General features: G+C 67.3%; 7 protein-coding genes. 6 read left to right on the forward strand and 1 reads right to left on the reverse strand.

Annotated features, from left to right (window positions below):
• Positions 1 to 27: 27 nt before the first annotated feature.
• On the reverse strand, positions 28 to 1,656 hold the full coding sequence (locus tag OSW16_RS18580) for a twin-arginine translocation signal domain-containing protein (RefSeq protein WP_267817465.1): 1,629 nt from the start codon (positions 1,654 to 1,656) through the stop codon (positions 28 to 30).
• A gap of 214 nt (positions 1,657 to 1,870) precedes the next feature.
• On the opposite strand from OSW16_RS18580, the gene pvdM reads away from it, so the two are divergent.
• The 6 genes from pvdM to OSW16_RS18610 all read left to right on the forward strand — a co-directional run bounded on the left by pvdM (position 1,871) and on the right by OSW16_RS18610 (position 22,196).
• A complete protein-coding gene (pvdM, locus tag OSW16_RS18585) occupies positions 1,871 to 3,217 on the forward strand; it encodes a pyoverdine-tailoring dipeptidase-like protein PvdM (protein ID WP_267817467.1) in 1,347 nt (448 codons plus the stop codon).
• Between the two features lie 16 nt (positions 3,218 to 3,233).
• Entirely contained in the window at positions 3,234 to 4,505 is a 1,272-nt protein-coding gene (locus OSW16_RS18590; protein WP_267817469.1) for an aminotransferase class V-fold PLP-dependent enzyme, read from the forward strand.
• A 12-nt stretch (positions 4,506 to 4,517) separates the two neighbouring features.
• Positions 4,518 to 5,399 carry a formylglycine-generating enzyme family protein gene (locus tag OSW16_RS18595; protein ID WP_267817472.1) on the forward strand — a complete coding sequence of 294 codons (882 nt, stop codon included), beginning with the start codon at positions 4,518 to 4,520 and terminating at the stop codon, positions 5,397 to 5,399.
• Between the two features lie 74 nt (positions 5,400 to 5,473).
• On the forward strand, positions 5,474 to 7,129 hold the full coding sequence (locus OSW16_RS18600; protein WP_267817474.1) for a cyclic peptide export ABC transporter: 1,656 nt from the start codon (positions 5,474 to 5,476) through the stop codon (positions 7,127 to 7,129).
• 119 nt (positions 7,130 to 7,248) lie between these two features.
• Positions 7,249 to 13,659, forward strand: coding sequence for a non-ribosomal peptide synthetase (locus OSW16_RS18605; protein WP_267817476.1), 6,411 nt, complete (start codon positions 7,249 to 7,251; stop codon positions 13,657 to 13,659).
• Positions 13,659 to 22,196, forward strand: a complete 8,538-nt coding sequence (locus OSW16_RS18610; protein ID WP_267817478.1) for a non-ribosomal peptide synthetase — start codon at positions 13,659 to 13,661, stop codon at positions 22,194 to 22,196. Before OSW16_RS18605 ends, OSW16_RS18610 begins: the two co-directional genes overlap by 1 nt.
• Positions 22,197 to 22,215 lie beyond the last annotated feature (19 nt).

A 22,215-nucleotide genomic window follows, 5' to 3' on the forward strand; every position in this document is an offset into this window, starting at 1 on the left:
GGCCGCGACTACTTGCGGCCGATGTTTTCAGCGCTGCGCCAACTTCAGATTGCGCGCGTACCAGGGGCGTTGCGGGACTTTCGGCCGCAGCTTGGCGAACAGGTCATCGTCGCCAAAGATGATGCGTAACGCCAACTTCATGGTCTCCGGGTCCATCTCCACACTGCGCCCGGGCCGCAGCCCCGGTACCGTCGAGCAACCGTGGGTGTCTGGCCCCAGCCACGGGTCGGCCACTTCGACCCAGCGCCCAGGCGCAAACCACGGCACACCGTTGACGTCCAGGCGCCTGACCTGCCCCGGGTGCACCCGCTCATGGGCGCGGAACCAATCCTCGATACGGTCGTCGATCCAGCCGTGGAAGTGCCAGAACACCGGGTTTACATGGGATGAAAACGGATCGCCGAGGAAGTCGTTCTCGGCCTGGAACCAGCGTGCGGCAAAATCTTCCGGTTTGCGTGCGAACGGCACCGGCAGGCCACTGGAGGGGTCGCGCGGCACCGAAGCCCAACGCATGTGCAGCCAGTCGTGCAAACCCAGCTCCATTTCCGAGCCGAACTGCCCCAGCGTAAGGGTGCTCAGGTAGTGCGGGTCGGTGTACTTCGACTCCCATACCTGGAAGTTGGCGTGGAACGTATCGGGCGTCTTTATATCGCGCACCCATTGGGTGTACGCGGCATCGCCCGAAGCCAGCCAGGTAGGCGGCAAGGCATTGCCGTCATGGTTGTCGAAATAGCGGGCAAAGCCGATGCGGTCGCGCTCAAGCTCAGGTTGCGGCAGTGGAAAACGCTTCCAGGAGGGTAAATCCTGATGGGCCCGGGCTGCACCCAGCATGTGCCGGTGCATGAAGAAGAAATCCACGCCCGAGCCGTTGCGGTCCTTGTGCCGGCCCCGCGCATCGCGCTCATGGCCGCGCGGCCCTGGCTGCCAGCCCAGGCCGCGCAGCGCCGCCTGCTGGTCCTTGTCCAGCTTGTGCCACTTGTCGCGCGAGGCATGCCAGAGCTGGTGGAACAATCGATGCTCCGGCGCGATCAGGCTCGCCAGCAAGGCCGGTGACAAGGGCGCCCGTTCCCGGGCCTCGGGGAACGGGCGCTTGAGCGCAAGAAAGCGGTTGTCCTGCTCGGGCAACGTCAATGCGCGCCCCAGCGGCAGCATGCGGCCATTGAGGGTCGCCTGGCCGGCGTTGCCGAACCCGCCCCAGGCTTCGTCGAGGACCACCTGGCACTCATAGCTCACCTGCTCCTGCCCCGGCTGCGTCGAAAACAGCCGCCAGCGCAGTGCCCCTGGTTTGTCCCCCAGCAGGTCGCCCATCACACGATAGCGCGGCTCTTGCGTACCCCGCAGGCGCTCGGGCGTGTCCAGGTAACCACGCAGGCCACGCCCACTGTGGGCCACGTCCAGCAACAGCTCCAGCTCCCCCTCAGGCAAACCGTGCAGCCCTGCGTCCGCGCCCTGCGCCGTCCAACGCCAGCACCCGCGCAAGGTGTCCCCCAACTGCTGCAGGGGCGCATCGGCAAGTTCGACCACGGCTTCGCCCGGGGTTTCAGGAAACTGCTCGTCGAACTGCTGGCGCTGCACGTGCCGCACGTACAGCGCGGCGGGCACCGCCACGCCTGTCAATGCCACACCGGCGATGAAGCCGCGTCGAGAAATCGTCATTGCACTACCTGAGCATTCATTGCGGCCATGGAACACGGCCCGTCCAAGGCTAGAACGTTGTGCACCACGCAAAATTTACCGCCGCGGGCGGACCGCCCGTGGCGCAGCCAACGATAAATTTGCCCTGCCGTTGTTCGTCCACCTGATACCCAAGCCCTGCCCGCGCAGACCCTGAGCCGGCAGCCGCCCCGATCACCCGCGCAACGAGATGGCAATGACCAAGACCCGTTCCCGCAAAGCCCTGTACATCGGCCTGCCCCTGGCCCTGACCGTTGCCCTGGCAAGTGCCGCTGGCTACTTCTATTGGCAGCACCTGCACGCAGGCTACCCGCTGAAAATCGTGCAACAGGCTGAGCAGCTGCACGAGCACATGCTCTCGTTCGACAGCCATATCACCGTGCCCTTGAGCATGGGCAGCGAGGGGCACGAAGTGGACAAGGATGGCCCCGGCCAGTTCGACCTGGTCAAGGCCAACCGTGGCCGCCTCTCAGGTGCCGCCCTGACCGTATTCGGCTGGCCGGAAATCTGGAACGGCCCGAACGCTCCGCACCGCCCTACCCCCGGTTTCGTCGATGCCGCCCGGCAAGAACAGGAAGGGCGTTACAAGATCATCACCGGCATGGTCCGCGACTTCCCCAACCAGGTCGGTATCGCCTACACCCCTGACGACTTCCGGCGCCTGAACGGCGAAGGCAAGTTCGCCATCTTCATCAGCATGCTCAATGCCTACCCGCTGGGCCACGACCTGTCGCAGCTCGACCTGTGGGCGGCACGTGGCATGCGCATGTTCGGCTTCAGCTACGTCGGCAACAACGACTGGGCCGACTCTTCGCGGCCGCTGCCGTTCTTCAACGACACCGCCGATGCCCTGGGCGGCCTGTCACCGCTGGGCGAGCAGGCAGTGAAACGCTTGAACGACCTGGGCGTGATCATCGACGTGTCACAGATGTCCACCTTGGCACTCGAGGATGTCGCTCGCCTGTCGCGCGCACCAATCGTAGCTTCGCACTCGGCACCGCGGGCCATGGTGGATATCCCGCGCAACCTCTCCGACAAAGAGATGCAACTGATCAAAGAGAGCGGCGGCGTGATTCAGGTGGTCGGCTTCGGTCAGTACCTCAAGCCCCTGACCCAGCCGGTCGTGGACAAGCTCGATGCCCTGCGTGCGCGCTTCGACTTGCAACCGCTGCAAGGCCTGACCAATGCCTTGATGCCGGGCGACGCGGTGATTGCCATCTGGCCAGAGGCCCGCTTCGGCGAGTATGCAAGCTCGCTGTACGCCATCCTGGAAGACGAACCCAAGGCCACCTTGAAACAGTACGTCGACGCCATCGACTACACCGTGAAAAAGGTCGGCATCGACCACGTCGGCATCGCCTCGGACTTCAACGATGGTGGCGGCCTGGAGGGCTGGAAGGACGTCAGCGAAATCAGCAACGTCACCGCCGAACTGCTGACCCGCGGCTACAGCGAAACAGACATTGCAAAGCTCTGGGCGGGCAATTTCCTGCGCGCCTGGGAGCAAGTCCAGCGCGCTGCCCACCCTGTCGCCAACCGTTGAGCCGAGCCTGCCTACCATGAGCAACCGCCGTAGCTTCCTGAAACAGGCCGGCCTGCTGGCCGCGAGCCTGCCACTGCTGCCCCAGGCCCTGGCTGGCGCCAGCGCACCACTGAGCGGCCCCGACAAATGGCGCAACCTGCGCACGCTGTTCCCGCTCGACCCACAAGTCGCGCACTTCGCCAACTTCCTGGTGACCGCCCACCCGCGCCCGGTACAGGCAGCGATCGACCGCCACCGTGCCGCGCTGGACCGCAACCCCGCCGCCCTGATGGACTGGGAAAGCCAGTACGAATGGCAGCGCGAGGATGAAGTGCGCGAGTGGGCCGGGCGCTACCTTGAAGTCAAACCGCGCCAGGTGGCCCTGACCGGGAGCACCACCGAAGGCCTGGCGATGATCTATGGCGGCCTGAAGGTCGGCGCCCACCAGGAGATCCTGGTCACCGAGCACGAACATTACTCCACCCACAAGGCGCTGGCCTTCCGCACCCAGCGCCAGGGCACCCTGACCCGCAAGATCCGCCTGTTCGACGACCCGTGGACAGTCTCCACCGACCAGGTGCTCAGTACCCTGGACAAAGCCATCCAGCCGCATACCCGCGTGCTGGGCATGACCTGGGTGCACTCCGGCAGTGGCGTCAAGCTGCCGGTCGGCGAGATCGGCGCGCTGGTGCGCCAGCACAACCGCAACCGCAGCGAAGCCGAGCGCATCCTCTATGTGGTCGACGGTGTGCACGGCTTCGGCGTGGAGAACGCGCGTTTCGCCGACTTCAACTGCGACTACTTCATCGCCGGCATCCACAAGTGGATGTTCGGCCCGCGCGGCACGGGGATCATCTGCGCGGCCTCCACCGGCATGGAGCACCTCACCCCGACCATGGCCACGTTCTCCCGCGATGAGGACTTCGCCACCATCATGACCCCGGGCGGCTACCACGCCTTCGAGCACCGCTGGGCCGCCAATGAGGCCTTCAAACTGCACCTGGCGCTGGGCAAGGCCGACGTGCAACAGCGCATCCACCAACTCAACAGCCTGCTCAAGGGGCGCCTCGCCGAGCACCCTCAGGTGCAGCTGGTGACACCGCGCAGCGAGCGCTACTCGGCCGGATTCACGTTCTTCCGCATCAAGGACCGCGACCCCGACGCCGTCGCCGCCCACCTCACCGCCAACAAGGTGATGTGCGACGCGGTGTATCGCGATGTCGGCCCGGTGATCCGCCTGGCCCCCAGCCTGCTCAATGACGAGCAGCAGATCGACCGGGCCATGGCCCTGATTACCCAACAACTCTGACAAGGCATCCCCATGACCGCTTCCATGCATCGCCTGACCCTGACCGGCCTGCTGGCCGCCTGCAGCCTGCCGGCCCTGGCAGCCCAAGCCGCGCAACCCCCGGGCACGGTGTTCCGTGACTGCGACACGCTCTGCCCGGAGATGGTGGTGCTGCCCGCCGGCACCTTCAACATGGGCACCCCGCCCGACGAAATGGGGCGCCAGGATGACGAAGGCCCACAGCATGCGGTGACCTTCGCCAAACCCTTCGCCATCAGCCGCTTCCAGGTGACCGCCGAGCAATGGGATGGCTACCTCAAGGCCACGGGCACGCGCATCGCCGACGGCGACGATCGCCCGGGCCGGCGCTGCACCGCCAGCAAGCCGAGTTACAAACAGGGCCCGCAGCAACCGGCAGTGTGCATGAGCTACCACGACGTGCAGGACTACGTGGCCTGGCTGTCGAAAAAGACCGGCAAGCACTACCGCATGGTCAGCGAGGCCCAACGCGAATATGCCGCACGCGGTGGCAGCACGGGCATGTACCCCTTCCCCATCGACCCAGACGCCACCTTGGAAATCAGCCAGCACGCCAACGTCTACGGCCCCAAGGATGGCTACAGCTACAGCTCGCCCGTGGGCAGTTACCCCGCCAACGCCTTTGGCGTATACGACATGCACGGCAACGTCTATGAATGGGTCGCAGACTGCTACCACAACAGCTACGCAGGCGCCCCGGCCGACGGCAGTGCCTGGGGCCAGGCCAGCCGGGCCAAGGACAGCTGCAAGGTGGTCAGCATCCGCGGCAACGACTGGGGCGAGGCGCCGATCTTCTCCCGCTCGGGCAACCGCAACACCAATTTCCCGGAGCGCCTGGGTGACTGGCTGGGTGTCCGGGTGGTCCGCGACCTCTGAAGGTACGCGGTTAAATTGCCCTGCGGGCCACTCGTCATAACCATGTACTTCTGCCTCTGATCCAGGAATTCAACATGACCTCCAAAACCCGCGGGGCGCTGAGCGAGCTGTTCACCCTGCTCAAACCGTTCTGGCCGATCGTTTCCCTGTCGGTCGTCATGGGCATGGTCGGCGGCCTGAGCGTTACCGCCCTGCTGGCCACCATCAACAGCGGCCTGCACGCCGACGGTGGCCTGAGCAACAGCGTGATCCTCGGCTTCGCCGGGCTTTGTGCGCTGGCACTGGCCAGCTCGATCTGCTCCGACATCGGCACCAACTATGTCGGCCAGCACATCATCGCCAAACTGCGCAAAGCCCTGGGCGAGAAGGTGCTGTCGGCGCCGATCGAGCAGATCGAACGCTTTCGCAGCCACCGCCTGATCCCGGTGCTGACCCATGACGTCGACACCATCAGCGACTTCGCCTTTGCATTCGCACCCCTGGCGATTTCGCTGACCGTGACCCTTGGCTGCCTGGGTTACCTGGCCACGCTGTCACTGCCGATGTTCCTGATGATGCTCGTGGCAATCGGTATCGGCAGCGTCGTCCAGTACATCGCCCGAGGCCGTGGCATCAAAGGCTTCATGGCCGCCCGCGACGCCGAAGACCGGCTGCAGAAGCACTACCACGCCATCGCCGAAGGCGCCAAGGAGCTGCGCATCCACCGCCCGCGCCGCCAGCGCATGTTCCGCCAGGGCATCCAGGACACCGCCGATGCGATCTGCGCCACCCAGGTACGCTCGATCAACACGTTCGTCATCGCCAAGAGCTTTGGCTCCATGCTGTTCTTCGTGGTCATCGGCCTGGGCCTTACCCTGCAGTTCCTCTGGCCAAGCGCCGACCCCAAAGCCATCAGCGGTTTTGTGTTGGTGCTGCTGTACATGAAAGGCCCGCTGGAACACCTGATCGGCACCTTACCGGTGGTCAGCCGCGCGCAAATCGCCTTTCGCCGTATCGCCGAGCTTTCCGAGCAGTTTTCTTCGCCTGAACCGCACCTGCTGCTGGAGGACCACGGCAACCCGCCCGTGGTGGTCGACAGCCTGGAATTGCGCGAGGTGAGCTATGCCTACCAGGCCAGCCCAGGCGCCCAGCCCTTCCAGGTAGGGCCGGTGAACCTGCGCATCGCCCAGGGCGACATCGTCTTCGTGGTCGGAGAAAACGGCTGTGGCAAGACCACCCTGATCAAGTTGCTGCTGGGCCTGTACCCGCCGCAACAGGGGCAGATCCTGCTCAACGGCCAGGCCATCGACGCACAGGGGCGCGACGACTACCGGCAATTGTTCACCACCGTGTTCGCCGACTACTACCTGTTCGATGATGTGGTGCAGGGCGATACGCACATCCCCGGCGACGCCAACCGCTACCTGGAGCGCCTGGAAATCGCCCACAAGGTCAGCGTCAAGGACGGTGCGTTCAGCACCACCGACCTGTCCACCGGCCAGCGCAAGCGCCTGGCGCTGATAAACGCGTGGCTGGAAGAACGCCCGGTGCTGGTGTTCGACGAATGGGCCGCCGACCAGGACCCGACCTTCCGGCGCATTTTCTACACCGAGCTGCTGCCGGACCTCAAGCGCCTGGGCAAGACCATCATTGTAATTTCCCACGATGACCGCTACTTCGACATCGCCGACCAGCGGGTCCGGCTGCAGGCTGGCAAAGTCGTCGTAGAACACACGCCAGCCCTTGCCTGAACCCCACCCGGCGCGCCCCACGCGCGCCGGGTGCAGCTGTTTCACCGCCTGCCTAAATCACCCCCCTGCCCCTTCGTCTCTCTCAGTACGCTTAATTCTCCAGTGATGGCGAGACCGAGATGACACCCCAGAACCAATCCACCGATGACGCGCTGCTGGCCCTGCTCTGCGAGCTCGACGACACCGCCGCCCCTGCCGGTATCGTTGCCCACGGCGCCGATCACGCGCCGCTGTCGTTCGCCCAAGAGCAGCTGTGGCTGCTCGATCAGCTCGACCCCGATGCCGCCACCTACAACCAGCCGCGCGCCTTTGTGCTCCAGGGCCCGCTGCAGGCCCAAGACCTGCAACAGGCGCTGGACCGGGTCATCGACCGTCACGACATCCTGCGTACCCACATCAACGAGGTGCAGGGCCATCCACGCCAGCAGGTCGACCGCGCGGCGCGCTTGAACCTGCGCTGCGTCGACCTGCGCGGGCAACCACCGCAGGTGTTGCGCGAGGCGCTGCAGACCGAGGCCGCCACCCCGTTCGACCTCACCCAGGCCCCACTGCTGCGCGCCTGCCTGTATCAGCTGGGCGCGCAACGCCATGTGCTGGCCCTGACCAGCCACCACATCGTCAGTGATGCCTGGTCCAACCCAGTGCTGCTGCGCGACCTCTCCCAGGCCTACGCCAACGTCTGCACCGGCAATGACGACCAGTTGCCTCGCCCTGCGGTGCAGTACCTGGACTTCGCCCACTGGCAGCGCGGCGCCTACCAGGCCAGCCCGGCCCACGAGCGCGCCGCCAGCTACTGGCGCCAATACCTGCAAGGCGGCCTACAACGGCTGGAACTGCCCACCGATCACCCGCGCGACAGCCGCCCCGCCACGGCCGCCGGGACCTGCACCCTGGCCTTGCCCGCCGCGCTGTTCAACCAACTGCAGGCCGCCTGCCGGGCCCATGGCCTGACGCCATTCATGGTGCTGCTGGCCGCTTGGCAGCTGGTACTCGGCCGCCATGCCCGGCAGGACGATTTCATCGTTGGTGTGCCCAATGCCGGGCGCAACCAGGAACAGGTGCACGACCTGATCGGCTTTTTCGTCAACAGCCAGATCCACCGGGCGCGCCTGGACCCGCGCCAGTCCGTGGCCAGCCTGCTCGAGCAGGTACGCAAGCACGCCCTGGCATGCCTGGAGCATGCCGACTACCCACTGGAGCAAGCGCTTGCTGAACAACGCCAAGGCAGCAACGGCGTGCTGTTCCACTGCCTGTTCAATTGGACCAGCGACAATGCCGAGCAGCCCGCCGCCGGTTTTCCAGGGTTGCACATCGAGCCGATGCCCAGCGCCCCCACTGCCGCCAAGTTCGACCTCAGCCTCAACGTGCATGCCGGTCGCGAGCGGCTGGGCATCAGCCTCGACTACGATGCCGCGCTGTTCGAGGCGGCCACCGCTGAGCGGCTGGGCGAGGACTGGCTGGCCATCCTCCAGGCCATGCTCGACCACCCCCAGTGCGCCATCGGTGAGCTTCATGCGCAGCCTGCCGTGCAGCGTGAACAGTGGTTGGCCGCGGCCCAGGGCCCGGCAGGCGATGCCCTCGACGGCCTGGCCGTGCACCAGCAGTTCGCGCGCCTGGCACAGCGCCACGGCGAGGCCGTTGCACTGGTGGCCGGCGACACGCGGCTAAGCTACCGCGCCCTCGACAACGCTGCCGAGCGCCTCGCCCGGCGCCTGCACACCGCCGGCATCGGCCCAGGCGAGCGTGTCGCGGTGGCCCTGGAACGCGGCGCGCCGCTGATCGTCGCCCTGCTGGCCACCCTCAAGGCCGGTGCGGCGTACGTCCCGCTGGACCCCCATTTCCCCGCCGAACGCCTGGCCTACATGCTTGAAGACTGCGGCGCCCCCCTGCTGCTGAGCCAGGCCTCGGTGCTGGCTGCCCTGCCAACGCCACGCCAGCAGGTACTGCTGCTCGATGACGTCGACCTGCACGCCGCGCACCAGCCCGAACCGCCCCTGGCCCTGGACTGCCCACCGCAGCAACTGGCGTACGTGCTGTATACCTCCGGCTCGACTGGCAACCCCAAGGGCGTGATGGTGCCCCATGGCGCACTGTCCAACTTCGTCGCAGCCATGGCCAAGGCGCCCGGCATGCAACCGGGGCAGCGCCTGCTGAGCATCACCACCTGCTCCTTCGACATTTTCGGCCTGGAGCTGTACCTGCCGCTGTGCACCGGGGCATGCATGGTGCTGGCCGACAAGCACACCGTGCAGGACCCGGCGGCAATTCTCGACCTGCTCATCAGCGAACGCATCGACGTGCTGCAGGCCACCCCATCGACCTGGCGCATGCTGCTCGACAATGACCCCGAGCACCGCCTGCCCGCCCTGACCGCACTGTGCGGCGGCGAGGCACTGGGCGATGACCTGGCGGCAAGGCTGCTGGCCCGTTGCGCCGCACTGTGGAACCTGTACGGCCCGACCGAAACCACCATCTGGTCGGCGCGCCACGCACTGGCCCGCAGCAGCGCCCGCCCCGAACTGGGCCAGCCGATCGAGCGCACCGCCCTGTTACTGCTCGACGGCAACCTGCTGCCCAGCCCGCAGGGCGTACCGGCCGACCTGTACATTGGCGGCGACGGCCTGGCCCAGGGTTACCACCAGCGCCCCGGCCTGACCGCCGAACGCTTCGTGCCGCACCCCTACGGCAAGCCCGGCGAGCGCCTGTACCGCACCGGCGACCTGGCGCGCCGCCACGCCAGCGGGAGCCTGGACTTCCTTGGCCGGGTCGATCATCAGGTGAAGATCCGCGGCTTTCGCATCGAGCTGGGCGAGATCGAATCGGCCCTGCTCACCCTGGACGCGGTACGTGAAGCCGCAGTGGTCGCCCGCGACGGCGTCGATGGCGCGCAATTGGTCGGCTATGTAGTACCCGCCAGCACGCCCGCCGACAGCCAGGCATTCATCGAACACTGCCTGGCACCGCTGCGTGAGCAACTGCCGGGCTACATGCTGCCAGCACGCCTGCACCTGTTGCAGGCCATGCCCCTGACGCCCAACGGCAAGCTCGACCGCAAGGCCCTGCCGGTGGTCGATGACAGCCCTGCACAGGCTCGCTACCAGGCGCCGACGAGTGACCTGCAACGCCAGGTTGCGGCTACCTGGGCCGAGCTGTTGAAGGCCGAACGGGTCGGGCTGGAGGATGATTTCTTCGCCTTGGGCGGGCATTCGCTGCTGGTGGCGCGGGCGGTCTCGCGCCTGCGCCACGAGCTGGCGCTGAACTTCCCCCTGCGCCTGCTGTTCGACCAGCCGCGCCTGGGCGACTTCTGCCAGGCCCTGACGCAGCTGCAAACGGCCACCCCGCTGGCCATGCCGGTACGAACCACGCGCGACCAACTGCCGCTGTCTTACGCCCAGGAGCGCCAGTGGCTGCTGTGGAAGCTGGACCCAGACAGCAGCGCCTACCACATTCCCAGCGTACTGCGCCTGCGCGGCCCGCTGGATGTCACCGCCCTGAACCGAGCCTTCGACCAACTCATCGCCCGCCACGAAGCGCTGCGTACCTGCTTCACCCTCGAAGGTGAGCAGCCGCGCCAGCACATCCTCGCCCCCTGGTCGCTGAACGTGCAGGGCGTGCCGCTTGAAGAAAGCCAGTGCCAGGCCTTCATCACAGGCCTGCTCGGCCAGCCCTTCGACCTGGCCAGCGGCCCGCTGCTGCGCGTAGGCCTGGCACGCCTGGCGGCCGACGACCACGTGCTGGTGCTGGTGCAGCACCACATCGTCTCCGATGCCTGGTCGATGCAGGTGATGGTCCGCGAGCTGTGCGCGCTCTATCAAGGCCAGGCCTTGCCCGCACTGGCACTGCAATATGCCGACTTCGCGGCCTGGCAGCGGCGCTGGCTGGATGACGGCGAACGCGAGCGCCAGCTGGCCTACTGGCGCACACGCCTGGCCGGCGAGCAACCGGTGCTCGAACTGCCCTGCGATCACCCCCGCCACGACGATGCCAAGCGCCCGGCGGCACGCTTGCATCTGGCATTGCCCACGGCACTGGGCGAAGCCGTGCAACGCTTCGCCAGCGCACACCAGGCGACGGTGCCGATGGTGCTGCTGGCGGCCTGGCAGGCCCTGTTGCACCGCTACAGCGGCCAGCCGGACATCCGCATCGGCGTACCGGTGGCCAACCGCAACCGCCTGGAAACCGAGCAATTGATCGGCTTCTTCGTCAACACGCTGGTGTTGCGCGCCGAGTGCACGGCCGACCTGTCGTTTGCCGGGCTGCTGGCGCAGACCCGCCAGGCCATGGTCGAAGCCCAGGACCACCAGGACCTGCCCTATGAGCAACTGCTCGAAGCCCTGCTGCCCCAGCGCGGCCCACGCCAGGGCTTGTTCCAGGTGCTGTACAACCACCACCAGGCAGCCGACGCCACGCCACTGGGTGCACTGCGCCTGGAGGCACTGGACAGCCAACCCCAGGAGGCCCAGTTCGACCTGGCGCTAAGCACGGCCGAGGGTGAACAAGGCCTGAGCGCCAGTTTTACCTACGACCGTACGCTGTTCGACGCTACGACCCTGCAACGCCTGGCCAGGCACTGGCTGAACCTGCTCGAACAGGCCTTGGCCCAGCCCGGGCTGCCGCTCGCCCGGCTGGCCCTGATGGACCCGGCCGAACGCTTGCAGGTCCAAGAGGCCTGGAACGGCGCCCCGGTCGCCCACCCACAAACGCAAGCACTGGCTGCACGCATCGAATCCCAGGCACAACGCCAGCCGCAGGCCGTTGCCCTGCGCTATCAGGGCCAGGCCTTGAGCTACGCCGAGCTCAACCAGCGCGCCAACCGCCTGGCACACCGCCTGATCGCGGCGGGCGTGGGCGCCGATGTGCCGGTGGGCCTGGCCGCCGAGCGCGGCTTCGCACTGATCGTCGGCATGCTGGCCATCCTCAAGGCCGGCGGCGCCTACGTGCCGCTCGACCCCGCGCACCCGGCAGAGCGCCTGGCTTTCGTGGTCCGCGACAGCGGCATCAAGGTGCTGCTCGACCAACCTGGCCTGCTCGCCGAACTGCCCGCGCACGATGGGCTGCTGCGCCTGGACCTGGAGGCCGGCTACGACGACCAGCCGGTGCACAACCCCGCACCGCGCAGCAGCGTCGACAACCTCGCCTACATCATCTACACCTCCGGCTCCACCGGCCTGCCCAAAGGCACGCTGCTCAGCCAGCGCAATGTCCTGAGGCTGTTCAGCGCCTGCGATCGCTGGTTCCGCTTCGACCACAATGACGTCTGGACCTTGTTCCACTCCTTTGCCTTCGACTTTTCGGTGTGGGAGATCTTTGGTGCGCTGCTGCATGGAGGCCGCCTGGTGATCGTGCCGCACGCCTTGAGCCGCGACCCGCAGGGCTTCCTGCAACTGCTGGTGGACGAGCGTGTGAGCGTACTCAACCAGACGCCATCGGCATTCAAACCCCTGACCCAGGCCGCGTGCAGCGCCGCCTCGGCAGACCTTGCCCTGCGTCATGTGATCTTCGGCGGCGAAGCGCTCGACGTGGCGGCACTGCGCCCCTGGTTCGAGCGCTTCGGCGCACAGCGGCCACAACTGGTGAACATGTACGGCATCACCGAAACCACGGTGCACGTCACCTATCGACCGATTGGCCTGGATGATGTGAACCGCACGCTGAGCCCGATCGGCGAACTGATCGACGACCTCAGCGGCTACCTGCTCGACGGCGAGCTCGAACCGGTTCCGGCGGGCTGCATCGGCGAGCTGTACATTGGCCAGGCGGGCCTTGCCCGAGGCTACCTCAACCGCGCCGGGCTGAGCGCTACGCGCTTCATCGCCAACCCGTTCTGCTCCCAGCCCGGCAGCCGCCTATACCGCACCGGCGACCTGGCGCGCCGCCGCAGCGACGGCACCCTCGAATACATCGGGCGCATCGACCAACAGGTGAAGGTGCGCGGCTTCCGTATCGAACTGGGCGAAGTCGAGGCCAGCCTGCTGGCGCAGCCGGCGGTGGCCCAGGCGGTGGTGATCGCCGACCAGGGGCCCGCCGGCACCCGCCTGCTCGCCTACCTGGTGGCGCACCACGGCCAGGGCGGCGACACCGCCACCCTGCGCGCCGCGCTCAAGGCGCAGCTACCCGACTACATGGTCCCGGCCCATTGCATGTGGCTCGAACAGCTGCCCCTGACCGTCAACGGCAAGCTCGACCGCAGCGCCCTGCCGGCACCGGCCGACAGCCCTACCCAACGCCCCTTCCGCGCGCCCCACACAGCGTTGCAAGTGCAACTGGCAGGCATCTGGCAACAGGTGCTCGGTGTGCAAGCGGTGGGCCTGGACGACGACTTCTTCGAGCTGGGCGGCCATTCGCTGCTGGTGATCAACGTCGTCTCGCGCATCCAGCTGGAGCTGGGCCGCGAGCTGACCCCACAGGCCCTGTTCCAGCACCCGACCCTTCAAGCCCTGGCGCTGCACCTGGACACCACTACAACCGCGGTCGATGAAAACAAGCTCGACACCCTCGAAGCCTGGCTCGACGAAATGGAGGAACACTGATGGACAGCACTGCCGCTTCGAGAATCGCCAAGCGCTTTGTCCTGCTGCCGCTGGAAAAGCGCCGGCAGTACCTGATGAAGATGCGCGAGGAAGGCCTGTCGATGGCCAGCCTGCCGATCCCTCAGGTACGTGAAGCGTTCGACCGCCTGCCGTTGTCGTTCGCCCAGCAACGCCAATGGTTCCTCTGGCAGTTCGACCGCCAGGCCAGCGCTTATCACATTCCCTGCGCCCTGCGCCTGCGAGGGGCACTGAACGTGGCGGCGCTGCAGGCCAGCCTTGAGGCGCTGGTGCATCGCCATGACAGCCTGCGCACGCGTTTCGTCGAAGACGAGCACGGCGTGGCGCAGCAGGTGGACGCCACCGTCGCCGTCGCCCTGACGCTTACCACGCTCGATGAGCAGGCCCTGCAGGCGCATATCCAGGCGCGGGTACGTGAACCGTTCGACCTGGCCTGCGGGCCCTTGTTGCGTGCCGAGTTGCTGCAACTGGGCAGCGATGACCATGTGCTGCTGCTGGTGCAGCACCACATCATCAGCGACGGGCGCTCGATGCAGGTGATGGTCAAGGAGCTGACCCACTGCTATGCACGCTTCAGCCAGGGCCTGTCCAGCCAGCTGCCCGAACCGCAGCTGCAGTACGCCGACTACGCCATCTGGCAACGCCACTGGATGGAAGCCGGCGAGCAGGAACGCCAGCTCGACTACTGGCGCCAGCGCCTGGGCAGCGAAGTGCCCGTGCTGGAACTGCCGTTGGACCGGCCGCGCCCGAGCGTGCAGCGCTTCGACGGGGCGCGCCTGCCGCTGGCCATCCCACCGGCCCTGGCCCTGGCCGTGCGCCAGCTTGCCCAGGCCCGCCAGGCCACACCGTTCATGGTGCTGCTGGCCGCGTTCATGGCCCTGCTGCACCGCTACACCCGCCAGCAGGACATCCGCGTCGGCGTGCCCAGTGCCAACCGCAACCGGGTCGAGGCAGAAGACCTGATCGGCTTCTTCGTCAACACCCTGGTCATCGATGGCCAGTGCCAGCCGACCCTGTCCTTCGAGCAACTGCTCGACCAGGTCAAGGCCACCACCTTGCAGGCCCAGGCCCACCAGGACCTGCCCTTCGAGCAACTGGTCGAGGCTTTGCAGCCAGCGCGCAACCTCAGCCACAACCCCCTGTTCCAGGTCATGTTCAACCACCAGGTCGGCGCGCCCCAGCCGAACGAATCGGCCCTCGGCCACGGCCTGGCCATCGAGCCGCTGCCACTGGCAGGCGAGACCGCGCAACTGGACCTGACCCTCAACACCTTCGAGGACGCCCAGGGCCTGAGTGCGAGCCTGACCTACGCCACCGCCCTGTTCGACCACAGCTCCATCCAACGCCTGGGGGACCACTGGCTGCGCCTGCTGGCGCACGTGGTGCAGGCTCCGCAGCAGGCGCTTGGCGAGATCACGTTGCTGGCCGATGACGAACGCCAGCGCTTGCTCACCCAGTGGAACGCCACCACCCACGCCTACCCGGCCACGCCGTCGATCCACGCCCTGGTCGAAGCCCAGGCACGCCGCACGCCCGATGCCACCGCACTGCTGTTCGGCGACAGCGCGCTGAGCTACGCCCAGCTCAACCGCCAGGCCAACCAGCTGGCGCACGCCCTGATTGCCCAAGGCGTGCGCCAGGACACGCCGGTCGGCATCGCCGCCGAGCGCAGCCTGGAGCTGGTGGTTGGCCTGCTGGCCATCCTCAAGGCCGGCGGCGCCTACGTGCCGCTGGACCCTGAATACCCCGCCGAGCGCCTGAGCTACATGGTCGAAGACAGCGGCATCGGCCTGCTGCTGACCCAGGCGCACCTGCGTGAGCGTCTGCCGCTGCCGCCCGGGCTGCCGGTGCTGCTGCTCGACCAGGCGCCCGCCGCGCAGCCCGAACATGACCCGCAAGTGCCGTGCACGCCCGAGCAACTGGCCTACGTCATCTACACCTCCGGCTCCACCGGCCGCCCGAAAGGCGCAGGTAACAGCCACCAGGCCCTGGCCAACCGCCTGCAGTGGATGCAGGCGGCCTACGGCCTGGATGCCAGCGACACAGTGCTGCAGAAGACGCCCTTCAGCTTCGACGTGTCGGTGTGGGAGTTCTTCTGGCCGTTGATCACCGGCGCCCGCCTGGCCATTGCCGCGCCGGGTGACCACCGCGACCCGGCGCGCCTGGTGCAACTGATCGTCCAGCATCAGGTCACCACCCTGCACTTTGTGCCCTCGATGCTGCAGGCCTTCCTGCTCGACGACCAGGTCAGCCGCTGCAGCAGCCTGCAGCGCATCGTCTGCAGTGGCGAGGCGCTGCCGGTGGAGGCGCAGCAACAGGTGTTCGCGCAGTTGCCCCAGGCCCAACTGTACAACCTGTACGGGCCCACCGAAGCGGCCATCGACGTCACCCACTGGACCTGCCGCGACGAGGGCAAGACCGGCGTGCCGATTGGTCAACCGATCGCCAACCTGGCCTGCTGGATCCTCGATGCCGGCCTGCAGCCGCAACCCGCTGGCGTGATCGGCGAGCTCTATCTGGGCGGAGTGGGCCTGGCCCGCGGGTATCATCAACGCCCGGCGCTGACCGCCGAGCGTTTCGTTGCCTGCCCGTTCCAGCCTGGCGCGCGCATGTACCGCACCGGCGACCTGGCGCGCTACCGCGCCGACGGCGTGATCGAGTACTGCGGGCGCATCGACCACCAGGTGAAGATCCGCGGCCTGCGCATCGAACTCGGTGAGATCGAAGCGCGGCTGATGGAGCAACCCGCCATCCACGAGGCCGCCGTGCTGGCCGTGGACAACCAACTGGTCGCCTACCTGGTGGCCAGGGCCGGCGAGCCGCTGCCTGAGCGCGAGCAACTGAGCCAGGCACTGCTGGCCCACCTGCCCGACTACATGGTGCCCAACCAGTGGTTGTTCCTGCCGCGCATGCCGCTGAGCCCCAATGGCAAGCTCGACCGCAAGGCCCTGCCCGCCCCAGGGCTGGCTCAGGCCCAGGCCAGCTACAGCGCCGCCGAAGATGAACTGCAGGCACGCCTGGTGCAGGTCTGGCAGCGGGTGCTCAAGCGCGAGCACGTGGGCATCGATGACAACTTCTTCGAGCTGGGCGGCGACTCGATCGTGTCCATCCAGCTGGTGAGCCAGGCACGACGCGACGGCCTGCACTTCACCCCCAAAGACCTGTTCAGCCACCAGACCGTGCGCACCCTGGCGCAAGTCACCCAGACCCAGGCCGAACCGGCCGAGGCCGCGTACCGGCCTGCCAGCGGTCCCAGCCTGCTACTGCCGATGCAGCAGCAGTTCTTCGCCCAGGCCGTGCCGCAGGCGCAGCGCTGGAACCAGTCGGTGATGCTCAAGGCCAACCAGGCGCAGGCCCCGGCCCACGTGCGCCAGGCGCTCGCGGCGCTGCTGGAGACCCACGATGCCTTGCGCCTGCGCTTCAGCCAGGTGCAAGGCCAGTGGCAGGCTCACTTTGCCCCGCATACGCCCGACGACGACCTGCTCTGGCTGTTCGAGCCAAGCCAGGGCGACAGCTGGCAGGACCTGTGCGACCGCGCTCAAGGCAGCCTCGACCTGGGCCAAGGCCCGTTGCTGCGCGCCGTGCTGGGGGTGGTCGACGGTGAGCAGCGCCTGCTGCTGGTGATCCACCACCTGGCCGTGGACGGTGTGTCCTGGCGCATCCTGCTTGAAGACCTGCACAGTGCCTATTCCCTGGCGGTTGCCGGCCAAGCCTGCGCGCTGCCACCGCGCACCCTGTCGGTGCAGGACTGGGCCCTGCGCCTGCAAGCCTACGCACAGAGCCCGGCCGGGGAGCAGGAAGCCGCCTTCTGGCAACGCCAGTGCGCCGATATCGACAGCACCCTGCCGGTGCTCGATGCTGACGTTGCGCTGCGCCTGTGCGACAGCCGCAGCGTCACCACCCATCTGGATGCCGCGACCACCACGCGCCTGCTCAAGGATTGCCCAACGGCCTACCGCACGCAGATCAACGACCTGCTGCTGGCCGCCCTCGCCCGTGTGCTGCAACGCTGGACCGGCGCCTGTGACCATCTGGTGCAACTCGAAGGCCATGGCCGCGAAGCCTTCGCCGACTTCGAGGCCGACCTGACCCGCAGCGTCGGTTGGCTGACCAGCCTCTACCCGGCCCGCATCAGCGCCGGCAGCTCGCTGGCCGAAGCGATCATGCTGACCAAGGAACAGCTGCGCGCCCTGCCGGGCAAAGGTGCGTTCTTCGGCGCCCTGCGCAGTTTCGCCAGCCCGGCGATACGTGAGGCCCTGGCCGCACTGCCCGCTGCGCGCATCACCTTCAACTACCTGGGCCAGTTCGACAGTGGCCACGACGATGCCGCTACGCTGTTGCGGCCGATCCCCGCAGACAAAGGCCGCGAACAAAGCCCCGATGCGCCGTTGCAGAACTGGCTGGCCCTCAATGGCCAGGTGTTCGACGGCGAACTGCGCTTGAACTGGAGCTTCAGCCAGCGGATGTTCGAGCCGGCTCAACTGCAGCACCTGGCCGACGACTATGCCGCCGAGTTGCGTGAGGTGGTGGCCTTGTGCGGCCAGGGCGTACGCCTTGGCCTCACCCCTTCGGACGTGCCGTTGGCCCGGCTTGGCCAGGCCCAACTGGCCCTGCTGCCTTTCGCCTGCGACCAGGTCGAAGACATCTACCCGCTGTCTACCGTGCAGCAGGGCATGCTGTTCCACACCCAGGACGCCGGTGCCGGGGACTTCTACATCAACCAGACCAGCGTCGAGGTCCAAGGCCTGGAGGCGCCACGTTTCATCGCTGCCTGGGGCCGGTTGGTGGAGCGCCACGAGATGCTGCGCAGTGCCTTCTGGCAGGCGCCGCAACTGAGCGAGCCACTGCAGGTCGTGCTGCGTCAGGGCCAGCTCGACGCCAGGACGCTGGACTGGCGCGGCCAGGCCGTCGAGCCGGCGCGCCTGGCCGCCGCCGCGGAAGCCGAGCGGCGTCGCCCGTTCGACCTGCTCGCCCCACCCTTGCTGCGCCTGTTGCTGATGCGCCTGGATGACGAGCGCCATCAGTTGATCCTGACCAGCCACCACATCCTCATGGATGGCTGGAGCCAGTCACGCCTGCTCGGTGAACTGTTCCAATGCTACGCCGGCCAGGCGTTGCCGGCCCAGCAAGGCCGTTACAGCGACTACATCCGCTGGCTGCAGGCGCCGGCGCAACAGGCCAGCGAGGCGTTCTGGCGGCCACGCCTGGCCGAGCTGCAGGCCCCTACCCAACTGGCCGGCGTGGCCGGTAGCCGCAGCGCCCAGCAAGGCCACGGCGCGCTCTACCTGCACTGGGACGAGCAGCGCACCACCTGGCTGCGCGAGCAGGCCCAACGCCTGCGCGTTACCCCCAACACCTTGGTGCAGGCTGCCTGGGTGCTGCTGTTGCAGCGTTACACCGGCCAACAGACCGTGTGCTTCGGCGCCACCGTGTCCGGTCGCCCGGCCAGCCTCCCGGGTGCCGACAACCTGCTGGGGCTGTTCATCAACACCTTGCCGATCATCCAGGCCCCGCACCCGGCTCAACCGGTGCAGGACTGGCTGCAACAGTTGCAGACCTGCAACCTGGAAGTGCGCGACCACGAGCACACCCCGCTGGTGGACATTCAGCGCTGGGCCCAGAGCAATGGCCAGGCGCTGTTCGACAGCATCATCGTGTTCGAGAACTACCCCATCGATGAACGCCTGCAATCGGCCGGTGCCGCCGGCCTGCGTTTCGGTGAAGCGCAACTGCGCGACGTCACCAACTACCCGATGGACTTGGCGGTGCACCTCAATGCCCGTCTGCGCATCGAGTTCCTCTACCGCCAGGACCATTTCCAGGCGCCGCAGGTGGAGGCCATCCGCAGCCACTTCGACACCTTGCTCGAACGCCTGCTGAGCCACCCCGAGGCGGCCGTCGGCACGCTTGGCCTGCTCGACACCGTCGTGCAGCCGCAGCCACAGCCCGGCGTGAGCCCTGAGCATGACCTGGCCAGCCTGATCGGCCGTCATGCCCAGGCGCGTGCAGACCAGGTGGCGGTGCGCTGCGACGGGGTGCAACTGACCTACGGGCAACTGGAAGAGCAGGCCAACCGCCTGGCCTGGACCCTGCTCGAACGCGGTATCGGGCGCGAGGACCGAGTGGGCATCGCCCTGGATCGCTCGGTGCGCACCATCGTTGCCTTCTACGCGGTGATGAAAGCTGGCGCGGCCTATGTGCCGCTGGACATCGACTACCCCGCCGAACGCCTGCAATGGATCATCGGTGACGCCGACGTGGCCCTGTTGCTGACCGACAGCATCATCGGCGAACGCCTGGGCGTGGCCCCCGAGCGCCGCCTGGACCTGGACCGCTGCGAGCTGTCCGCGCAGCGACACGCCCCGCAACGGCAAGCGCTGGACGATCAGCTCAGCTACATGATCTACACCTCCGGCTCCACCGGTAACCCCAAGGGCGTGGCCGTGGCCCGCGGCCCACTGCGCATGCACTGCCAGGCGATCATCGAACGCTACGAAATGGGCCCCTCGACCCGCGAGCTGCTGTTCATGTCGTTCGCCTTCGACGGGGCTCAGGAACGCTGGCTGTCGACCCTGATCAGCGGTGGCCTGCTGGTGGTCCGTGGCAACACCCTGTGGACCCCACAGCAGACCTGGGACGTGCTGCATGCCGAGGCCATCGGCATCGCCTGCTTCCCGCCGGCCTACCTGCAGCAACTGGCTGAATACGGCCAGGCCCAACCGGCACCGCCCCCGGTGCGCATCTACTGCTTCGGCGGCGATGCGGTGGCCGATGCCAACTTCGAGCTGGTCAAGCAGGTGCTCAAACCGCACTACCTCACCAACGGCTACGGCCCTACCGAAACCGTGGTCACCCCGTTGCTGTGGAAGGTGCCGGTGACGGCGCGCTGCGAAGCGGTGTACGCCCCCATTGGCGTGGCCGTGGGCAACCGCACGCTGCATGTGCTGGATGATTGCCTCAACCCGCTGCCGGCAGGCCTGGCCGGGGAGCTTTACATCGGTGGCGAGGGCCTTGCCCGCGGCTATCACCGCCGCCCGGGGCTGAGTGCCGAGCGCTTCGTCGCGGACCCGTTCAGCGCCACTGGCGGGCGCCTGTACCGCACCGGTGACCTGGTACGCCAGCGCCCGGACGGGGTATTCGACTACCTCGGGCGCCTGGACAATCAGGTGAAGGTCCGCGGTTTTCGTATCGAACTGGGCGAGATCGAGGCGCGCCTGCGTGATATCGCCAACGTGCTCGATGCGGTGGTGGTGGCGCGCGAGGCTGCCAACGGTAAGCAACTGGTCGGTTACGTGGTACGTGACGACGGCGAACGTGCTGTCACGCCGATGCTCGAGCATCTGCGCCAGGTGCTGCCCGATTACATGGTACCGGCGCAACTGATGGTGCTCGATGCGTTGCCGCTGACCCCCAATGGCAAGGTCGATCGCCGCGCACTGCCCGAGCCTTTGCTGCGCGAGCGCCAGTACCAGGCCCCGGCGGATGACCGCCAGCGCGCCCTGGCGGCGATATGGGCCGATGTGCTGGGCCTGGAGCAGGTCGGGGTGAGTGATCACTTCTTCGAACTGGGGGGCGATTCACTGAGTGTGCTCAAGGTGCTCTCGCGCTTGCGCAACCAACCGCAACTGGGCCTGAACCTGAAGCTGCGCGACCTGATCGCCCGCCCGACCATCGCCGAACTGTGCCCGGCCGAGGCGGGCGAGCAGGCGGCGCTCGACCCACTGCTGCTGCTCAACCGCAAAATCGAACGCCAGGCCCCGCTGTTCTGCCTGCATGCGGGCTTCGGCACAGTGTTCGACTACCGCGCACTCGCTCAGCGGCTGGACGGCGTTTGCAGTGTCTATGGCCTGCAGAACCGCATGCTGCTCGACCGCCAATGGCAGGACGAGTCGCTCGACGCCATGGCCATCGACTACGCCCAGTACATTCGCCAGAAGCAGCCCCACGGCCCCTACCGCCTGCTGGGCTGGTCGCTGGGTGGCACCCTGGCGCTGCTGGTGGCCCGTGAGCTGGAGCGCCAGGGCCAGCAGATCGACCTGCTCGGCCTGGTTGACCCGTATGTACCGGGTGAGCCAGGTGCGGCGCTGGACGAAGACTGCGGTGGCGACTTGCGCGCCTTCCTCGCCGTGGTCGGTGGCCGCTCGGCCGACAGCCTGCCGCTGTTCCCGGTAGCGGCCAATGCCGATGCCACGCAGTTGCAGGCACTGATCGAGCAGAGCCTGGGCGCAGAGGCCAAGGACGCCCTGCAAAGCAGCGAGGAGTTGGCGCGCACGTTTACCGTCGCCATGACCCTCAAGGCCCTGTCGCTGCAAGTGCACGCCCTGCCCGCGGTACGCGCCAGCCTGGACTGCTGGTGGGCACAGAGCAGCGAAGCGGGCGTCTGCCAGGCCTTCGAAGCGCACCACGCGATCCACTCCAGCCAGCGCCTGGCCGCTGATCACTACACCATCGTCAGCCATGGCGCACTGCTCGAAACCGTGCTTCAGCGCCTGCAGCCGGTGGCCGCACACACCCTGTGAACCTGCGCCCGGCCGCCCT

Origin of the sequence: Pseudomonas putida, assembly GCF_026625125.1 — a bacterium.
Lineage (GTDB): Bacteria > Pseudomonadota > Gammaproteobacteria > Pseudomonadales > Pseudomonadaceae > Aquipseudomonas > Aquipseudomonas putida_X.

Coding starts and splice junctions, on each gene's coding strand:
- OSW16_RS18600 (WP_267817474.1), top strand. CDS start 5,474: ATGACCTCCAAAACCCGCGGGGCGCTGAGCGAGCTGTTCACCCTGCTC.
- OSW16_RS18610 (WP_267817478.1), top strand. CDS start 13,659: ATGGACAGCACTGCCGCTTCGAGAATCGCCAAGCGCTTTGTCCTGCTG.
- OSW16_RS18605 (WP_267817476.1), top strand. CDS start 7,249: ATGACACCCCAGAACCAATCCACCGATGACGCGCTGCTGGCCCTGCTC.
- OSW16_RS18580 (WP_267817465.1), bottom strand. CDS start 1,656: ATGACGATTTCTCGACGCGGCTTCATCGCCGGTGTGGCATTGACAGGC.
- OSW16_RS18590 (WP_267817469.1), top strand. CDS start 3,234: ATGAGCAACCGCCGTAGCTTCCTGAAACAGGCCGGCCTGCTGGCCGCG.
- pvdM (WP_267817467.1), top strand. CDS start 1,871: ATGACCAAGACCCGTTCCCGCAAAGCCCTGTACATCGGCCTGCCCCTG.
- OSW16_RS18595 (WP_267817472.1), top strand. CDS start 4,518: ATGACCGCTTCCATGCATCGCCTGACCCTGACCGGCCTGCTGGCCGCC.